Source organism: Polynucleobacter sp. 78F-HAINBA (assembly GCF_018882325.1).
Lineage (GTDB): Bacteria > Pseudomonadota > Gammaproteobacteria > Burkholderiales > Burkholderiaceae > Polynucleobacter.
On sequence record NZ_JACVOQ010000005.1, the window covers coordinates 17,446 to 36,076 of the forward strand.

Here is an 18,631-nt window from a genome sequence, read left to right on the forward strand (position 1 = left end):
TAAAAAATATATATAGGAATGATACTCTAGCGCCCCATGAAACTTGATGATGTCCAGCGCATTGCGCACCTTTCCAGCCTTGAGTTAAGTCAGGCAGAAGCCGAGGCAGTTTTGCCCCAATTACAGGCAGTTTTTGCCCTGGTTGAGGAGATGCAAGCTGTCGATACCAGTGGTCTTGCCCCTTTGGCTCATCCCATCCTCTTTTTGCGTGATTTGGCGCAGCCCCTGCGAAGTGATATGGTGACGGAAACTGACCATCGCGCCGAAAACATGCAATCTGCCCCTGCCGTGCAGGATGGCTACTTCTTAGTTCCGCGGGTGATCGAATGAGTTGGCACAAAACCCCCATCGCCTTAATGGCTAAAGCCTTGGCTGCTAAAGAGGTCTCTAGCACCGAGCTGACAAAGTACTTTCTCGACCGCATTGAGGCCGGAAAGCACTGGAATGCATATCTTGATGTAAGTGCTCACTTAAGTTTAGAGCAAGCATCTAAAGCAGACAAAATTATTGCCTCAGGCAAAGCTGGAAAATTGACAGGCATCCCCGTTGCCCATAAAGACGTCTTTGTAACCCGTGGTTGGAAGTCCACTGCAGCATCCAAAATGCTCGAGGGTTACCTCAGTCCATTTGATGCAACGGTAGTTTCGAATCTCGGAATTCCGGATGAACTTAATCCCAGTGGTGCCGGCATGGTTTGCCTTGGTAAGACCAATATGGATGAGTTCGCAATGGGTTCCTCCAATGAGAATTCAGCCTATGGCCCAGTATTAAATCCTTGGAATTCAGAATATGTTGCTGGCGGTTCTTCTGGAGGTTCTGCAGCAGCAGTAGCCGCAGGATTAGCCCCGATTGCGACAGGTACAGATACTGGCGGCTCTATACGTCAGCCAGCCGCATTTTGTGGGCTGACTGGCATCAAGCCTAGTTATGGGCGCGTATCTCGCTACGGAATGATTGCTTATGCATCTTCATTAGATCAGGCTGGCCCAATGGGCAAGACCGCAGAAGACTGCGCTTTATTGCTCACCGCAATGTCTTCCCATGATCCGCGTGATTCCACTTCTTTGGCAGATTCTGGAGAGGACTATGGCCGCTATCTCACCCAGCCTTGGAAAGAAGGTAGCTCTAACCCAGTAAAACCTCTAGAAGGCTTGCGTGTTGGTTTGCCAAAAGAATTCTTTGCGGAAGGCCTTGCACCGGAAGTGGCTAACGCCGTCAATGCTGCAGCAAAAGCCTTGCAAGATCTAGGTGCAGAATTACTTGAAGTAAGCCTACCTAAAACTAAGTTGTCCATTCCGGTGTATTACGTTTTAGCCCCGGCCGAAGCCTCAAGTAATTTGAGTCGTTTTGATGGAGTGCGTTATGGGCACCGAGCAAATGAATATCGTGATTTATCCGACATGTATAAGAAGTCTCGTACCGAAGGTTTTGGTGCAGAGGTAAAGCGTCGGATCTTGGTTGGTACCTATGTGCTTTGTCATGGCTACTACGATGCTTATTACTTGCAGGCTCAAAAAATTCGTCGCATCATTGCGGCTGATTTTCAGGCGGCATTTGAGAAGTGTGATGTGATCTTGGGGCCAGTTGCACCCGATGTTGCATGGCGTTTAGGTGAAAAATCAAAAGATCCAGTGCAGATGTATTTAGAAGACATTTACACGCTCTCAACTAATTTAGCGGGACTACCGGCAATGAGTGCTCCCTGCGGATTTAATTCAAGCAATCTACCTATCGGCATGCAGCTGATTGGTAATTATTTTTCTGAAGCGCGCTTACTTCAAGTGGCGCATCAATATCAGCAAAATAGTGACTGGCATTTGCGTCAAGCAAGCGAGGTGGCATGATGCAATGGGAAATCGTTATTGGCCTAGAGACCCACGCACAGCTACAAACACAATCAAAAATATTTAGTGGCGCAAGTACGCACTTTGGGGCGAGCCCAAATACACAGGCCTGCGCAGTCGATTTAGCTTTACCGGGTGTATTGCCAGTATTAAATCGCCAAGCGGTTGAGCATGCCATTCGTTTTGGTTTGGCAGTAGGCGCAAAGATTTCGCCAGCGAGTATTTTTGCGCGCAAGAATTATTTTTATCCCGACTTACCCAAGGGATACCAAATTAGTCAGATGGATCTACCTATAGTTGTGGGTGGCCATCTGGAAATCTTAGTCGGCGATCAAGTCAAAGTAGTTGAGCTCACCCGTGCCCACATGGAAGAGGACGCAGGGAAGTCGGTTCATGAAGAGGGCTTCCTAGGCCCACACGGAGAAGCATCCAGTGGCATTGACTTAAATCGTGCCGGCACACCATTGCTAGAAATTGTGACTGAGCCAGTGATGCGTAGTGCTGCAGAAGCAGTGGCTTATGCAAAAGCATTGCACACATTAGTAGTTTGGTTGGGTGTGTGTGACGGCAATATGCAAGAAGGCTCTTTCCGTTGTGATGCCAACGTATCTGTTCGGCCTGTTGGTCAAAAAGAGTTTGGTACCCGTTGCGAAATTAAGAACTTAAACTCCTTCCGCTTTTTGGAAGAGGCGATTCAATATGAAGTGCGGCGTCAAATTGAATTAATTGAAGATGGCGGTACAGTCGTACAAGAAACCCGCCTATACGATCCTGATCGTCAAGAGACTCGGAGTATGCGTAGTAAAGAGGACGCAAACGACTATCGCTATTTCCCAGATCCCGATTTATTGCCTGTAGTGATTGATGACGCATGGATTGCTGATGTACGTAGCAAGATGCCAGCATTACCAGCACAGTTGCGGGAGCAGTGGCAAAGCGAATTCAGCTTGAGTGCTTACGATGCGCAGCTACTCACACAAGATCGAGATACCTCAAAAGTTTTTGAAGCGCTTTTAGCAATCGTTGGTAAGCCGCTGGCAAAAGCTGCGGCCAACCTAATTGCAGGTGAGCTTGCTTCTTCACTGAATCGTGCTGGAATTGCTACTGCAGATGCACCCTTGAAGGCAGAACATTTAGCGCCACTATTAACTCGCGTAGCAGATGGGACTATCTCTAACAAGATCGCAAAAGATATCTTTGCAATTCTGTGGGAAGAGGCTGTCGCTGGCAAAGTCATTAGCACTGTAGATCAAGTAATTGACGCCAAAGGCCTGAAGCAGATCAGTGATAGTGGTGAGCTTGAAGCCATGATTGATAAGGTCCTGGCGGCTAACGAGAAGTCTGTTGAAGAGTTCCGCTCTGGCAAGGAAAAAGCATTTAATGCTTTGGTTGGTCAGATCATGAAAGCTTCACAAGGCAAAGCCAACCCAGGCCAAGTAAATGAGCTGCTGCGTAAAAAGCTGAGCTAAAAAGTTAAATCAGAAAATAAGCAAGAAAGACATAGATGAGCGCAATCGATCCTAAGCAAGCCGAACAAGAAGAATTGGTAGCGGAGTGGTTACGCGCTACTCCAGGTTTTTTTGAGCGCTATGCCAATCTCTTAAATGAAATTCGTTTAAAGCATCCTCATGAAGATCGTGCAATCTCCTTGCAAGAGCGTCAAATGACTTTGTTGCGCACACAGAATCAAGAGCTCAATCGCCGTCTCAGCGAGATGCTGCACTTTGGTAGTCGCAATGACAAAACTCAACAGAGCTTAGTTGCTTGGTTGTTACGCCTGATGCGTGCAAACACAAAGGCGGATGTGGAATCTGCGGTGACTGCTGGGCTGGCGGAAGTTTTTGAAGTGGAGTCGGCACAACTACTCTCGCCTAATGCGGCTTTTGGCCCTTGGATTGATACGCCTCTATGCGGTTCTGCTAAAGAGTTGGCATCTGCCAGCGTAGATTTGCTGGCAACCCAAGTGAGCATTGATCCTGAGTGGCAAAGCATGGTGGCTATTGGCTTGCCTCTAGGTAAAAGTATTGGCGCAGTGCAATCACCAGCAGTGCTTTTGCTAGCAAGCAAAGACGAGTCTCGCTTTACTGCGGATATGGGCGCATTCTATTTACGTCAGATTGCTGAACTGACTGCTGCAGCTTTGGATCGTATCCAGGCTTATGAGCCAAGCACCAGCTGATCTTCATCCCTTAGTGCAAGAGTATTTGCACGAGCTGCATGTATTAAGGCAGCTATCACCTCATACGCTCAAAGCTTACCGCATGGATCTGGGTGAGTTGCAAGCATTGGCAACCGATGATTCCATTGAATTATTAAAAGTCACCAATGCGCATGTACGTCGCTGGGCTGGCCGCCTGCACTCCAAAGGAAAATCATCTCGCACGATAGCTAGAGCGCTGTCTGCGTGGCGAGGTTGGTATGACTGGTTGACTGAGAAAGATGCATGTCGTGATGCGCAGGCAGGAAGGGTGACTGCAAACCTAGTGGCTAATCCTGTTGATGATGTGAAGGCTCCCAAGCGTTTGAAGTCTTTGCCTAAGGCGCTCTCAGTTGAGCAGGCACTCTCTTTAGTAAACCAAGCCGTAAAAGAAGCCGAAGAAAAGAAAGATCTGGAGTCGATACGTGATGCAGCGATCATCGATTTGCTGTATTCCTCTGGCCTACGTTTATCAGAGCTTCTGGGTATTGATGTAATGCAAAGCAAAGATCGCCAACAGGAGTCTGCTGGATGGTTGGATTGGGATGCTGCAGAAGTAACGGTTTTGGGTAAAGGTGGCAAGCGCCGCTCAGTTCCGATTGGTGGACCTGCAATGCAATCCCTCAAAGTCTGGCGTACGCTCCGCGATGAACTGGAGCAAGCAGATGTATCGATAGCTTTATTTATCTCTGCTACAGGTGCGCGCCTATCCCCTCGGACTGTGCAGGCACGCCTACGGACTTTGGCAATGAGGGCTGAGCTGCCGACCCATGTGCATCCGCACATGATGCGCCATAGCTTCGCCAGTCATGTCTTGCAATCATCCCAAGATTTGCGGGCAGTACAGGAAATGCTGGGGCATGCCAGTATTGCTAGTACGCAGATTTATACCTCCTTGGATTTCCAGCACCTAGCGCAGGCATACGATAAAGCCCATCCTCGCGCAAAGGCTGGCAAAGCCTGAGGAACTCGGTAAGATAGAAGGTTTCCCATTTGGGGAATGTATTTATAGATTTTGAATGGATCAATGATGGCGTTAATTCCGGTAACAATTCTCACAGGCTTTTTAGGTAGCGGCAAAACGACTTTGCTGAAACACATCTTGACTGAAGAGCATGGCAAAAAAATTGCTGTGATTGAAAACGAGTTCGGCGAAGAGAATATTGATAACGACATCTTGGTTCAAGACAATCAAGAGAACATTGTCCAAATGAGCAATGGCTGTATTTGCTGCACGATTCGTGGTGATCTGGTTGAGGCGCTCAACTCATTGTGGGAGCAGCGCAAAGATAAAAAGATTAGCTTTGATCGCGTAGTCATCGAGACTACTGGTGTGGCTAATCCAGGGCCAGTAGCACAAACATTCTTTATGGATGATGACGTTGCGGACCATTACGTATTAGATGCGGTAGTAACACTTGTGGATGCCAAGCACGGCCCACGGCAATTGACTGAGCATGAGGAAGCACAACGTCAAGTAGGCTTTGCTGATCAAATCTTCATCACTAAGACCGATTTGGTGACGCCTGCGGAAGTTGATGCCTTACGTAATCGCTTAATGCATATGAATCCTCGCGCCCCAATTCAGGGTATTTCTAAGGGCGCGGTTCCTTTGGATGCCGTTTTGGATCTCAAGGGCTTTAATTTGAATGCGAAGCTCGATATTGACCCTCACTTCTTGGAACAAGACGATCATGACCACGCTACTTGTGGCCACGATCACAGCCATGACCACCATGATCACAGCACTTGTGGCCATGACCATAGTCACGACCATCATGGCCATGCGGGCCATACAGACCGTATCCAATCCTTCGTTTTTCGTAGTGATAAACCCTTTGATCATAAAAAATTAGAGGACTTCCTAGGAGGCATTTTGGAGGTCTTTGGAGAGAAGATGTTGCGCTACAAAGGCGTCCTCTATGTGAAGGGTAGTAACCGAAAAGTCGTGTTCCAGGGCGTCCATCAGATGATGGGGAGCGATTTAGCGGGTGTTTGGGGTGCCGAGCCGAAGCAAACGCGGATGGTTTTTATTGGCATCGATTTACCTAAAGACACCCTGCTGGCTGGGCTTGAAGGCTGTTTGGCCTAGGAAATATCAAGTACAATCCGGCGCCACGGTCAATATTGGCAAAAGGGCGGTAAAAGTTTGGCAGAATGAAGTAATAATGGTTTAGAACCATGGAAAGAATGAAATGACGGTAAAAACACCAACGAAATCTACGGCTACAGCAAAAGCGCCTAGTAAGGCTGCAAGTGCAAAGGCTGCTAAGGGTGCCCCTTTAACAGAAGTTGAATTGCTCAAGATGTCCGAAAAGGACTATATGAATGCGGCTCAACTTGATTTTTTCCGCCAAAAGCTTCTGACCTTAAAAGACGATATTTTGAAAAATGCTTCTGAGACCACAGAGCATTTGCGTGAAAACATTTTGGTTCCTGATCCTGCGGATCGCGCAACGATTGAAGAAGAGCACGCTCTTGAGTTGCGCACACGTGATCGCGAGCGCAAGTTATTGAAAAAAGTAGAGCAGGCGCTAGCCCGCATTGAGTCTGGCGATTATGGTTGGTGTGAAGAGACTGGGGAGCCGATTGGTTTGAACCGTTTAATTGCTCGTCCAACAGCCAATCTTTCTCTCGAGGCGCAAGAGCGTCGCGAGCTTCGTCAAAAGTTGTTTGGCGATTAATTGCCAGATCAAATAAAAAAGTAGCAATGACAAAGCAATCTCCATCTATTAGCGAAATCTCTCCACTACTTAAGGCGGAGATTTTGGCCGAGGCCTTGCCTTACATTCGTGCGTATCACGGTAAGACTATCGTCATTAAGTACGGCGGAAACGCTATGGTTGAAGAGCGCCTCAAAGAAAGTTTTGCGCGCGATGTCATCTTGCTCAAGCTGGTTGGTATGAACCCAGTTGTCGTTCACGGTGGTGGACCGCAAATTGATGAGGCCCTCAAAAAGATTGGCAAGACTGGCACCTTTATTCAAGGTATGCGTGTAACCGATGAAGAAACCATGGAAGTGGTCGAGTGGGTTCTCGGTGGTGAAGTACAGCAAGATATCGTGATGTTGATCAACCACTTTGGCGGTCAGGCTGTTGGCTTGACTGGTAAGGATGGTGGCTTGATTCGTGCCAAGAAAATGTTGGTTGCTGATGAGAAGAAAGCTGGCGGAACGATTGATTTAGGTTTTGTTGGTGAAATCGAAGCAATTAACCCAGCAGTTGTAAAAGCATTGCAAGACGACGCCTTTATTCCAGTGATCTCCCCAATTGGATTTAGCGAAGAAGGTCAGGCCTACAACATCAATGCTGACTTGGTAGCTGGCAAGATGGCCGAAATTTTGCATGCAGAGAAATTAGTCATGATGACAAATATTCCTGGTGTGATGGATAAAAACGGCACGCTCTTAACAGACTTAACTGCACGTGAGATTGATGGCCTATTTGCTGATGGCACGATTTCTGGCGGAATGTTGCCAAAGATTTCCTCGGCATTGGATGCCGCAAAGAGTGGCGTGAATTCAGTTCACATTATTGATGGACGAATCGAACACTCTCTATTGTTAGAGATCCTGACAGAGCAAGCGTTTGGAACAATGATTCGCTCCCGCTAAGAGTTGAATAAGAGATATAGACATGCGTGATTCTTTAGACCCTACTGCATCAGAGATCGAAGCGACAGCTGCCGAAGAGGGTAAGACACGTAAGCGTCCACGCCCTGGCGAGCGCCGCCTCCAGATATTGCAGGTGTTGGCTGAGATGTTGCAAAACCCTAAGGGTGAGCGTGTAACTACTGCAGCGTTGGCAGCAAAAATTCAAGTTTCAGAAGCGGCCCTCTATCGACATTTCGCTAGTAAGGCGCAGATGTTTGAAGGCTTGATTTCTTTTGTCGAGCAAACAGTTTTTGGTCTGATTAATCAGATTAATCAGAAAGAAGAGTCTGGACTTGCACAAGCCCGCGGTATTTTGCAGATGCTTTTATTCTTTGCTGAAAAGAATCCCGGCATGACTCGCGTCCTTTTGGGCGATGCTTTATTGCAAGAGGATGACCGTTTGCAAGAGCGGATTACCCAAGTACTTGATCGCGTAGAGGCTTCTTTAAAGCAGGCATTGCGTATTGCACAAACTCAGGGTGGCACATGGGCAAACGTGTCTCAAGATGAAGTGAGCATCCGTGCGGCGATGTTGATGAGTTATGTCTTGGGCCGCTGGCACCGTTTTGCTCGTAGCGGCTTCAAGAAGCTTCCAACCGAAGCGTCAGATATTAGTCTTCGCATTCTTCTGTCCGAATGAGCGAGCTACACCTTTCTAGAAACACTATCCACTTTGCCGAGCCCTTGCCTTTGCAAAGTGGCGCCATCTTATCGGGCTACGATTTAGTTATTGAAACTTACGGCAAGCTCAATGCCGATAAAAGTAATGCTGTACTAGTTTGTCATGCGCTAAATGCATCACACCATGTGGCCGGTCCTAACCCAGATGATGCAAGCGATATTGGCTGGTGGGACAACATGATTGGCCCGGGTAAGCCTGTTGATACCGATCACTTCTTTGTTATTGGTGTTAATAACCTAGGCTCTTGTTTCGGATCCACGGGTCCAATGAGCATCAATCCGGCTACTAGCAAGCCTTATGGCGCAGACTTCCCAGTCATTACGGTGGAAGATTGGGTTAATACTCAGGCGCGCTTAGCTGATAAGTTGGGCATTCGTCGCTTTGCTGCAGTAATGGGCGGTAGTTTGGGCGGCATGCAGGCATTGGCTTGGTCAATTCAGTTCCCAAAACGCCTTGCGCATTGCTTAGTAATTGCATCAACACCAAAGCTGAGTGCGCAGAACATTGCCTTTAATGAAGTGGCGCGTAATGCCATTTTGTCGGACCCAGATTTTCATGGTGGCAATTACTACGAGCATGGCGTGGTGCCAAAGCGTGGCTTAAAGCTGGCTCGTATGGTTGGTCATATCACCTATTTATCTGACGATGACATGGCAGAAAAGTTTGGGCGCGAGCTGCAAAGGCCTAACGGTGAATCTCAAGATTATCGTTTTAGCTTTGATGTTGAATTTGAGGTTGAAAGTTATTTGCGTCATCAAGGTGATAAGTTTTCCACTTACTTTGATGCCAACACCTATTTGTTGATTACCAGAGCATTGGATTATTTTGATCCTTCTCGTCGTTACGAGGGCAGCTTGAATCGCGCCTTAGCTGAAGTGCAGGCCAAGTTTTTAGTTGTGAGCTTCTCTACAGATTGGCGCTTCCCGCCAAATCGCAGTCGCGAGATTGTGCAATCCTTGCTCAGCAACAAGAGTGAAGTAAGTTATGCAGAGATTGATGCGCCACACGGGCACGATGCTTTCTTGTTGGATGATCCTCGTTATCACAATTTGATTCGTGCTTATTTTGAACAAATGCTAGAGGCTAAATCATGAAGCGCGCAGACTTTGCCGCAATAGCGAACTGGATTGCGCCGAATAGTGAAGTGCTTGATCTCGGTTGCGGTGATGGTAGCTTCCTAGAGTATTTGCAAAAGAAAAAGCCTGTTCATGCTTACGGAGTTGAGATTGATGATGCGCGCGTACTTTCTTGCGCTCAAAAGGGTTTGAACGTCATTCAACAAAATCTTGAAGGGGGCTTAGCGCTCTTTGAGAACAATAGCTTTGATACGGTAGTGCTCTCGCAAACACTGCAAACTATTCATGAAACTGAAAAGATCTTGCGTGAAGTAGTCCGAGTTGGCAAGGAGTCGATTGTTTCTTTCCCAAACTTTGGCCACTGGTCTCATCGCCTAGCAGTTGGCTTTGGCCGCATGCCTGTCTCTAAGAGCTTGCCATATCAGTGGTACAACACGCCTAACGTGCGCGTTCTCACGGTGGCCGATTTTGAAAAGCTGGCTTCGAGCTTGGGATTGCAAATTTCGGATCAATGCATCTTGCATGAGGGTCGTCAGGTTACTTTGATGCCCAATCTTTTTGGAAGCCTAGCGCTGTTCCGCGTTCGACGTGCTTAGTACGATTGAGTCCTGGCTGAAAGATTTTCGGGTTTATCTCGAATGGCCTTGTCTCCGAATGCTCTTCTTGGGCTTCTCTGCAGGTCTCCCCCTACTACTGATTTTAGGAACTCTGAGCTTTTGGCTAAGAGAGGCTGGTATTGATCGCAGCACCATCGGTTATCTCACTTGGGTTGGTTTGATCTACGCATTTAAGTGGATGTGGGCTCCTTTGGTTGACCGACTATCCATTCCCTTGTTATCGACTTTATTTGGTAGAAGGCGTAGCTGGCTTCTATTTGCACAGTTGCTGATTGTTCTGGGTTTGGTGGGTATGGCTAGTATTGACCCCAAAGTTCAGCTCACGCCGGTTGTGTGGTGCGCACTCCTGGTTGCCTTTGGTTCTGCAACGCAAGATATTGCTTTAGATGCTTTTCGGATCGAGTCTGCTGATAGCGATCATCAAGCGGCTTTAGCCGCCACATATCAAACAGGTTATCGACTCGCTTTAATTTGGGCTGGTGCTGGCGTTCTTTGGTTGGCTGCCCGCGCTGAGTCAGGCTCTGCTAGCTATGATCCTGCTGCATGGCAATTTGCCTATCTTTGTATGGCGCTCTCGATTGGTGTGGGTGTGATCACCACCTTGTTTAGTAAAGAGCCTGTTCGTATTGAGCTTGCAAAAGCTCGTAATGCAAAAGCATGGCTGCATCAAACTTTGATTGAGCCATTTGCCGACTTTATTAAACGCTATGGTTGGCACGCAATTTTGATTTTGTCCTTAATTGCCATCTATCGCATTAGTGATGTGGTTATGGGCATCATGGCCAATCCGTTTTATGTGGATATGGGTTACACCAAAGATGAGGTGGCGGCAGTTAGTAAGGTCTTTGGCGTGGTGATGACCTTGGTCGGAGCCTTTGTAGGCGGCGTCCTCACATTGCGCTTCGGAGTGATGCGCATTTTATTTCTAGGTGCGATTTTATCGGCCGTCAGCAATTTGTTATTTGCTTGGCTTGCCACTCAGGGTCATGACTTACATGGCTTGATCTGGGTAATTTCTGCGGATAACCTGAGTTCCGGAATTGCTTCAGCCGCCTTTATTGCGTTCTTGTCGGCGCTGACGAATATTCAATACTCTGCAACTCAGTACGCATTGTTTAGTTCGATGATGCTCCTGTTGCCAAAGTGGCTAGCTGGATTCTCAGGCGTCTTTGTAAATAACTTTGGCTACTCAAACTTTTTTATTAGCACCGCAATTATTGGTGCTCCAGCATTAATTCTGATTTGGCTCACCATTCACTTCAAGGTTGTCGAGTTTAAAAAACACAACGCTCAGGTCGCTAAATAGACCAGTCGTAATCTACTGTGAGTGGTGCGTGATCTGAGAAGCGCTCATCTTTATACACAGCAGTATTTTTGGCGCTTGCCGCAATCCCTGGGGTAGTGATGTGATAATCGATACGCCAGCCGACGTTCTTCGCATAAGCCTGACCCCGATTACTCCACCAGGTGTAGCAGGACTCAGTCGCTTCGGGCTCTAGCTTTCTATAGACATCTACGTAACCGACTTTGCCAAATAGGTTTGTCAGCCAAGCCCGCTCCTCCGGTAAAAAGCCCGAGTTCTTCAGATTGCCTTTCCAGTTCTTGAGGTCAATCTCATTGTGGGCAATATTCACATCCCCACACAGCACAATCTCGCGCCCTGACTTTTTGAGTTCAACTAGGTGTGGCAAGAAAGAGTCGAGATAACGATATTTAGCCTCCTGTCTTTCTGGTGAGCTTGAGCCTGAGGGCATATACACCGAGATTACTGACAGCTTCTTGAATCGGGCTTCTACATAGCGCCCCTCTGCATCAAACTCTTCATTGCCATAGCCATAGAGCACCTCATCAGGCTTGTGAGGGGTATAGATGCCACAACCGCTGTAACCCTTTTTCTCAGCGTGATGAAAGAAGCCATGCAGCCCGTCTGGATTGAGGATGGCATCTTCCAAGTCGTCCTGCTGAGCTTTGAGCTCCTGCATGCAGACAAAGTCAACCTTTTGTTTTACAACCCAAGGCATGAAGCCTTTTTTGACTGCAGAACGGATACCGTTGAGGTTGGCAGAAATGATGCGTAACATATAGGCCTATGAGCTCAAAAAATTCTAATCAAGATAACTTTATTCAATTTGCCCTGGAGGCAAATGTTTTGTCGTTTGGGGAGTTTAAAACTAAAGCGGGTCGCCTTTCTCCTTATTTCTTTAATGCGGGTGGATTTAACGATGGCGCACGCTTAAGCGCCTTGGGTCGTTATTACGCCAAGGCTTTGCAAGAGTCTGGCCTGCAGTACGACATGCTTTATGGACCAGCCTATAAGGGCATCACTTTGGCTGCTGCCACTGCAATTGCTTTGGCCGATGCTGGCCGTAATGTGCCTTATGCCTACAACCGTAAAGAAGCCAAAGATCATGGCGAAGGCGGTTCATTGGTCGGCGCCCCAGTTAAAGGCAAAGTAGTCATCATTGACGATGTGATTTCCGCGGGAACATCTGTCAGAGAGTCTGTGAAATTGATTCGCGATGCAGGCGCAGAGCCAGCAGCGGTATTGATTGCTTTAGATCGTATGGAAAAATCAGGGACTGCTACTGAGATTGGTGATAAGTCAGCAGTGCAGGCTGTTGAGCAAGAATTTGGATTGCCGGTAGTAGCGATTGCGAACTTGGCAGACTTGATGGCTTTCTTAACCACCTCCAGCAATGCCGAGCTAACAAACTATTTGCCAGCAGTAAAAGACTATCGCGAGAAGTACGGTATTTAATCTAAAGAGTAGCAGCCCTACATTTTCGCTCTTTAGATTTTTGTTTCGCCTTCAAATACGGTAATGGCAGGGCCTGTCATGGTGACGGGCTGAGCAACTTCATTGATCATGCCGCTCCAAGCAATTAGTAAATCGCCACCACGGGTATGCACTTTGACGGGAGAGTCGATTAAGCCACGACGAATGCCCGAGACTACTGCAGCGCACGCACCAGTGCCACAAGCGAGAGTCTCACCGGCGCCACGCTCATAGACGCGCAACTTGATTTCATTGCGATTGAGGATTTGCATATAACCAGCATTTACTCTTTTTGGAAATGCTGCATCTTTTTCGATTGATAGACCTTCTTCGAGTACGGGTGCGCTATCAACATCGCCCACTACTTGCACTGCATGGGGATTGCCCATCGACACAACGCCGATCCAGCTGTCGTGTGGAGCAGGCGTAGTAATAGGCAGGGCGTAGAGCATTTCATGAAACTCTTGCTTACTTGCTAAGCCGCTTGCGTTAAAAGGAATTTGGCTGTGCTCAAAAATCGGCGCGCCCATATCCACTTCCACCTGACCATCATCATGAGATCTCAATGTAAGAACGGTATGCGCTACTTCTACGCGCAAAGGATTTTTTGTGGAAAGACCTTGGTCGAGCACAAAGCGAACAAAGCAACGTGAACCGTTGCCGCATTGCTCAACTTCACCACCATCCGCATTAAAAATGCGATAACGAAAATCTGCATCGGGACGAGTGGCTTTTTCAACGAGCAGAATTTGATCAGCACCAATGCCAAATTGGCGATGAGCTAGTTTCTGCCACTGCTCACGTGTGATGTCGCCGAGGTCTTGATCAATTCCATTGAGCACAATGAAATCGTTGCCGGCACCATGCATTTTGGTGAAGCGTAATGTGCGTGCAGGCTTGTTTAAATTCGTGCTCAAAAGAATTCCAATTATTTGTAAAGACTTGGCTCGCCAGCTGGCCGATGTTTAAAGCGTTTGTGTACCCAATAGTACTCCGCCGGCCTTTCTCTAACAAGGTCTTCAATGTATTTGTTTAAGCGTGCAGTATCGGCTTCCACATCATCCGTTGGAAAGTTGGGAAGTGGTGCGCTAATGTTGCAGGTATAAGCCTTACGATCGGGATTCAAAGTGGTGGTCATGAGACAAACTTCTGCACCACTGAGTCTGGCTAAGCGTGAGACCGAAGTGATCGTATTGGTTTGGATTCCAAAGAAGGGAACAAAAACAGAGTCGCGTGGACCAAGATCAATATCAGGCGCAATAAAAATAAAGTTACCCGTTTGAATTTCACGAATCAGATCACGTAAGCGACTTTGTCTCTCAATCGATTTGCCTCCAAAACGATTTCTCCATTCAATCATCTTTTGATTAAAGAATGGGTTCTTCATATTTTGGTAGAGGCCGGCACCGCGTGGCCAATCATGCTGACTGGCCAAAACAGAAAGCGCCATGAAGCCGCCCTCGAGTCCTACAAAGTGAGGATTGATCAAGAGTCGTGGCTTGCGATCGCCCAGCGTAATCGCGGAGTTAATCGTAACGATGTCAGTGATCTGCTTTCCGCTGCCGAGCCAAATCCGACTTCTCTCAATTACGCTACGTCCAAACAATTTCCAATGCTCTAGTGCAAGCGTATCAATTTCATCTTCGCTCAGATTGGGAAAGCAAAGACGAAGGTTGGTTTTAACAACTTTTACACGCTCATTCGGTATATGCGCCACTAACCAGCCGAGGCCATAGCCAATGTAAATGGTGAAGGTATAGGGCAGAAACGCAAAAAGACGCAGTAAGTTCAGCGCCAGAAAATTAAAAACGTTTTGTAACCAGGTCATGTTGAATAAATTATAAATTTATTAACTAATTGCTTGGTGGTAATTCTGCTCCGCTGGGATGTTTGTAGCGGTTATAGGCCCAGATGAATTGATTGGGCGCAACTAGGATCGCATTTTCAATGGCGACATTAAGTTCGGCGGCAGCAAGTATGGAGTCTTCAGAGAGCGGTGCCAATCTCTTGGCTTGCATCAACCAGCCTTTACCAAGACCTTTGCGTTTAGCGGTAAACATCACAACTGGCGTGTTGTTGCGATTGGCTAAGCGAGCGGGAAGTGGGGTCGTATAGGCGGGGCGTCCGAAAAAGGGTACCCAAACACCTTCACCGCCGCTAGGCACTTGATCTGGAAGAATGCCAATGGCCTCTCCACGTGTCAGTGCCCGTGTCATTTGACGGACGCCATTCAGATTGGTGGGCACGAAATGCATATTGGGGTAGGCACGACCTTCTTCCACCACTTCGTTAAGCCATTCTTGGCGTGATGGGCGATAAAGGATGGTGGCTGGGAAGTGCTGGGCTAAGACTCGAGGAATGATTTCAAAGCCACCAAGGTGTGGAGTAAGCATGACTAAGCCATGACCTTCGTTAATAGCTTCCTCAACCAGATCCCAGTCCTGCACCTCGACTAGCTTGAGCGCCTTTGCTGGATTGCGCCAAATCCACAAACTGTCTGAGAAGAGCTGACCTGAGGCCGCCGCCGCACGCCAGATTTGCAGGGGTAAATGATGACTCTTAACAACGGCCTCATATTGAGGGCGGAAAAGTGATCGATATTGCTTGGAGCCGACATAGGCCAGCACCCCTAAAGCAGCCCCAATCACCTGAACCAGGAATAAGGGCAATACCGCTATTGCAGCGAGGGTTAGCTTAAGAAGGAGTTTGCGCACCCTCTAATGATATTCAATGCTGGCGCTAGGGCCAAATTTACTGAGTGGCTTGATGAATAAGGCGTTTTTCGGATAGAATTCGTCTATCGCTGAGTTAAGGCAACTTGCAGGGCGATTCATAAATTCTGCTAAAGCGTCGCCGTTGAAGTTCCTGGCACGTCGAGTTGTCCCATAGATCGTGTTAATTTTTAAAGGAATATGCAATGGCAAATGATTACTTCTTTACCTCAGAATCAGTTTCTGAAGGTCACCCCGATAAAGTAGCAGACCAAATCTCTGATGCCATCCTGGATTCAATCCTGGCTCAGGACCCAACTGCACGTGTTGCTGCGGAAACTTTGTGTAATACCGGCTTGGTAGTTTTGGCTGGTGAGATCACAACGAACGCCAATGTGGATTACATCCAAGTGGCTCGTAACACTTTGCGTGAAATTGGTTACGACAACACTGACTACGGTATTGATTACAAAGGTTGTGCGGTGTTGGTTGCTTATGACAAGCAAAGTCCTGATATCGCTCAGGGTGTTGATAAAGCACATGACGACGGCTTAGATCAAGGTGCTGGTGACCAAGGCTTGATGTTTGGTTACGCCTGTGACGAAACTGCAGAGCTCATGCCTTTGCCAATTCATTTGTCACACCGTTTAGTAGAGCGTCAATCTCAATTGCGCCGTGATGGCCGTTTGAATTGGTTGCGCCCAGATGCAAAGTCACAAGTGACCCTGCGTTACGTCGATGGCAAGCCTGACTCAATTGACACCGTGGTTCTCTCTACACAACATGATGAAGAAATTTCTCTCGAGAAATTGCGTGAAGCAGTCATCGAAGAAATCATCAAACCAGTCTTGCCAAAGCATTTGATCAAAGGCGCGATTAACTTTTTGGTAAACCCAACAGGTCGATTTGTTATCGGCGGCCCGCAAGGCGATTGCGGTCTGACAGGTCGCAAGATCATTGTGGACACCTACGGCGGTGCAGCCCCTCACGGTGGTGGCGCGTTCTCTGGTAAGGATCCATCCAAGGTTGACCGTTCCGCTGCCTATGCTGGTCGTTATGTAGCGAAGAACGTAGTTGCTGCTGGTTTGGCAAGCAAGTGCTTGATTCAGATCTCTTACGCGATTGGTGTTGCTAAACCAACTTCAGTGATGGTGAGCACCTTTGGTACTGGCAAGATCTCTGACGAGAAGATTGCGCAATTGGTATCTGAGCACTTTGACTTGCGTCCAAAAGGCATCGTTAAGATGTTGAACCTCTTGCGTCCGATTTATCGCAAGACAGCTGCTTATGGCCACTTTGGTCGTGAGGAGCCGGAATTTACTTGGGAACAGTGCGATAAGGCGCCTGCCTTACGTGCAGCAGCTGGCTTGTAATCTGCTTTCTAGGTAGTAAATTTGCAGTTTGTTTTGTATTGAGGCGAAATATGGCGAAATTGATTACAATTTCGCCATACCTTCAAGGAGCGTTGCAAGGAATGCTGAGAACCAGCGTTTCCCCAGGCTTGAAGGGAGTGGACTCCTAGGTAACCCCAGAGTTTGCTAATTGCAACTGCGCTCGCTAACCCATGATTCAATGGCTAGCGAGTTCCTACTCCAGCATTGGATCGTATTTAGCTGGAGCATTCATGAGTACCGTTTCCGATTTAAACAACTTTGTAGCAACCCGTTGCGCTATTGCCGATATTTCTTTGGCTGACTTTGGCCGTAAAGAAATCGCCATTGCTGAAACTGAAATGCCAGGCCTCATCGCAATTCGCGACGAGTTCGCTTCGCAGCAACCATTGCGTGGCGCACGCATCACTGGTTCATTGCACATGACCATTCAAACTGCAGTATTGATCGAGACGCTTGAAGCTCTCGGCGCTGAAGTGCAGTGGGCATCTTGCAATATTTTCTCTACACAAGATCACGCTGCTGCAGCTATTGCTGCTAACGGCACTCCAGTGTTTGCGATCAAGGGCGAAACTCTTGAGCAGTACTGGGATTACACCCATCGTATTTTTGAGTGGGCTGATGGTGGCTTTACCAATATGATTTTGGATGATGGTGGCGATGCTACTTTGTTATTGCACCTCGGTGCACGCGCTGAAAAAGATCAAGCTTGCTTGAATCATCCAACAAGCGAAGAAGAAACTATTTTGTTCGCGGCTATTAAAAAGAAATTGGCGCAAGACCCAACTTGGTACTCCACACGCTTAGAAAAAGTAAAAGGCGTAACTGAAGAAACCACAACTGGTGTACATCGTCTCTATCAGATGTTCGCAAAAGGTGACTTGAAGTTCCCGGCAATTAATGTGAACGATTCCGTTACTAAGAGCAAGTTCGATAACCTCTATGGTTGCCGCGAATCTTTAGTTGATGCGATCAAGCGCGCTACTGACGTCATGGTTGCCGGTAAGGTTGCAGTGGTTTGTGGTTACGGCGATGTGGGTAAAGGCTCAGCTCAAGCTCTACGTGCTTTGTCTGCTCAAGTTTGGGTTACTGAAGTAGATCCAATCTGCGCATTACAAGCAGCGATGGAAGGCTACCGCGTTGTCACAATGGATTACGCTGCAGATAAGGCAGACATCTTTGTTTCTGCAACAGGTAACTACCATGTGATTACACATGACCACATGATCAAGATGAAGAACCAAGCCATCGTTTGTAATATCGGTCACTTCGATAACGAGATTGATGTTGCTGGTATCGACAAATACAAGTGGGAAGAAATCAAGCCACAAGTAGATCACGTGATTTTCCCAGCAGCTAATGGCAATCCTGAGAAGCGCATCATCATCCTGGCTAAAGGTCGTTTGGTTAACCTCGGTTGCGGCACAGGTCACCCATCTTATGTAATGAGTTCTTCATTTGCGAACCAAGTGATTGCGCAGATCGAATTGTGGAATGCAGTTGGCACAGATAAATACCCAGTCGGCGTTTACACCTTGCCTAAGCATTTGGATGAGAAGGTTGCTCGTTTGCAGCTCAAGACATTGAATGCACAGTTAACTGTATTGTCAGATCAGCAAGCTTCATACATTGGCGTAACGAAGGAAGGCCCATACAAGGCTGACCACTACCGTTATTAATTTGTA

Annotated in this window: 19 protein-coding genes and 1 riboswitch; of the genes, 15 read left to right on the forward strand and 4 right to left on the reverse strand. The window is 47.5% G+C overall.

Annotated features, from left to right (window positions below; all coding sequences use genetic code 11):
- The first annotated feature begins 36 nt into the window (after positions 1-36).
- The 12 genes from gatC (at position 37) to ICN11_RS06640 (ending at position 11,374) form a co-directional block, all read left to right on the forward strand.
- Positions 37-330 (forward strand): Asp-tRNA(Asn)/Glu-tRNA(Gln) amidotransferase subunit GatC, encoded by a 294-nt coding sequence (gatC, locus tag ICN11_RS06585; RefSeq protein WP_216229678.1) that lies wholly within the window; start codon positions 37-39, stop codon positions 328-330.
- Positions 327-1,844, forward strand: a complete 1,518-nt coding sequence (gene gatA, locus ICN11_RS06590; RefSeq protein ID WP_216229679.1) for an Asp-tRNA(Asn)/Glu-tRNA(Gln) amidotransferase subunit GatA — start codon at positions 327-329, stop codon at positions 1,842-1,844. The genes gatC and gatA overlap by 4 nt, the downstream gene beginning before the upstream one ends.
- Complete coding sequence (gene gatB / locus ICN11_RS06595; RefSeq protein WP_216229834.1) at positions 1,844-3,313, forward strand: Asp-tRNA(Asn)/Glu-tRNA(Gln) amidotransferase subunit GatB; 1,470 nt, start codon at positions 1,844-1,846, stop codon at positions 3,311-3,313. Before gatA ends, gatB begins: the two co-directional genes overlap by 1 nt.
- A 35-nt stretch (positions 3,314-3,348) precedes the next feature.
- Positions 3,349-4,023 carry a DUF484 family protein gene (locus ICN11_RS06600; protein ID WP_216229680.1) on the forward strand — a complete coding sequence of 225 codons (675 nt, stop codon included), beginning with the start codon at positions 3,349-3,351 and terminating at the stop codon, positions 4,021-4,023.
- Positions 4,004-5,005 (forward strand): tyrosine recombinase XerC, encoded by a 1,002-nt coding sequence (locus ICN11_RS06605; protein WP_216229681.1) that lies wholly within the window; start codon positions 4,004-4,006, stop codon positions 5,003-5,005. Before ICN11_RS06600 ends, ICN11_RS06605 begins: the two co-directional genes overlap by 20 nt.
- Before the next feature lie 63 nt (positions 5,006-5,068).
- Entirely contained in the window at positions 5,069-6,133 is a 1,065-nt protein-coding gene (locus ICN11_RS06610) for a GTP-binding protein (protein WP_216229682.1), read from the forward strand.
- 214 nt (positions 6,134-6,347) lie between these two features.
- Entirely contained in the window at positions 6,348-6,725 is a 378-nt protein-coding gene (gene dksA / locus ICN11_RS06615; protein ID WP_062307316.1) for an RNA polymerase-binding protein DksA, read from the forward strand.
- Between the two features lie 26 nt (positions 6,726-6,751).
- Positions 6,752-7,654, forward strand: coding sequence for an acetylglutamate kinase (argB, locus tag ICN11_RS06620; protein WP_216135460.1), 903 nt, complete (start codon positions 6,752-6,754; stop codon positions 7,652-7,654).
- 22 nt (positions 7,655-7,676) lie between these two features.
- Complete coding sequence (gene slmA / locus ICN11_RS06625) at positions 7,677-8,333, forward strand: nucleoid occlusion factor SlmA (RefSeq protein ID WP_216229683.1); 657 nt, start codon at positions 7,677-7,679, stop codon at positions 8,331-8,333.
- Positions 8,330-9,469: a homoserine O-acetyltransferase gene (locus ICN11_RS06630; RefSeq protein ID WP_216229684.1), complete on the forward strand. Its 1,140-nt coding sequence runs from the start codon at positions 8,330-8,332 to the stop codon at positions 9,467-9,469. Before slmA ends, ICN11_RS06630 begins: the two co-directional genes overlap by 4 nt.
- Positions 9,466-10,047: a methionine biosynthesis protein MetW gene (gene metW / locus ICN11_RS06635; protein WP_216229685.1), complete on the forward strand. Its 582-nt coding sequence runs from the start codon at positions 9,466-9,468 to the stop codon at positions 10,045-10,047. The genes ICN11_RS06630 and metW overlap by 4 nt, the downstream gene beginning before the upstream one ends.
- Positions 10,040-11,374: an MFS transporter gene (locus ICN11_RS06640; protein WP_370623609.1), complete on the forward strand. Its 1,335-nt coding sequence runs from the start codon at positions 10,040-10,042 to the stop codon at positions 11,372-11,374. The genes metW and ICN11_RS06640 overlap by 8 nt, the downstream gene beginning before the upstream one ends.
- Here the strand turns inward: ICN11_RS06640 and ICN11_RS06645 are convergent.
- Positions 11,367-12,149 carry an exodeoxyribonuclease III gene (locus tag ICN11_RS06645; protein ID WP_216229687.1) on the reverse strand — a complete coding sequence of 261 codons (783 nt, stop codon included), beginning with the start codon at positions 12,147-12,149 and terminating at the stop codon, positions 11,367-11,369. The genes ICN11_RS06640 and ICN11_RS06645 overlap by 8 nt on opposite strands.
- Before the next feature lie 8 nt (positions 12,150-12,157).
- On the opposite strand from ICN11_RS06645, the gene pyrE reads away from it, so the two are divergent.
- The gene (gene pyrE, locus ICN11_RS06650; protein ID WP_216229688.1) at positions 12,158-12,826 is read left to right on the forward strand and encodes an orotate phosphoribosyltransferase; all 669 of its coding nucleotides are present in this window, start codon (positions 12,158-12,160) and stop codon (positions 12,824-12,826) included.
- A 32-nt stretch (positions 12,827-12,858) separates the two neighbouring features.
- Here pyrE and dapF read toward each other — a convergent pair whose 3' ends face one another.
- From dapF to ICN11_RS06665, 3 genes are read right to left on the reverse strand one after another with little or no spacing between them, the layout of a single operon-like run.
- Positions 12,859-13,713 carry a diaminopimelate epimerase gene (gene dapF, locus ICN11_RS06655; RefSeq protein ID WP_216229835.1) on the reverse strand — a complete coding sequence of 285 codons (855 nt, stop codon included), beginning with the start codon at positions 13,711-13,713 and terminating at the stop codon, positions 12,859-12,861.
- Between the two features lie 59 nt (positions 13,714-13,772).
- Positions 13,773-14,672 carry a lipid A biosynthesis acyltransferase gene (locus ICN11_RS06660; protein ID WP_216229689.1) on the reverse strand — a complete coding sequence of 300 codons (900 nt, stop codon included), beginning with the start codon at positions 14,670-14,672 and terminating at the stop codon, positions 13,773-13,775.
- A 25-nt stretch (positions 14,673-14,697) separates the two neighbouring features.
- The gene (locus ICN11_RS06665; protein WP_216229690.1) at positions 14,698-15,558 is read right to left on the reverse strand and encodes a lysophospholipid acyltransferase family protein; all 861 of its coding nucleotides are present in this window, start codon (positions 15,556-15,558) and stop codon (positions 14,698-14,700) included.
- Between the two features lie 203 nt (positions 15,559-15,761).
- Here ICN11_RS06665 and metK point away from each other — a divergent pair, with 203 nt between their 5' ends.
- Both metK and ahcY read left to right on the forward strand, forming a co-directional pair.
- Positions 15,762-16,928 carry a methionine adenosyltransferase gene (metK, locus tag ICN11_RS06670; protein ID WP_215302209.1) on the forward strand — a complete coding sequence of 389 codons (1,167 nt, stop codon included), beginning with the start codon at positions 15,762-15,764 and terminating at the stop codon, positions 16,926-16,928.
- A 78-nt stretch (positions 16,929-17,006) separates the two neighbouring features.
- Positions 17,007-17,118, forward strand: a riboswitch (S-adenosyl-L-homocysteine riboswitch).
- 61 nt (positions 17,119-17,179) lie between these two features.
- Positions 17,180-18,625 (forward strand): adenosylhomocysteinase, encoded by a 1,446-nt coding sequence (gene ahcY / locus ICN11_RS06675; RefSeq protein WP_216229691.1) that lies wholly within the window; start codon positions 17,180-17,182, stop codon positions 18,623-18,625.
- Positions 18,626-18,631: the final 6 nt, after the last annotated feature.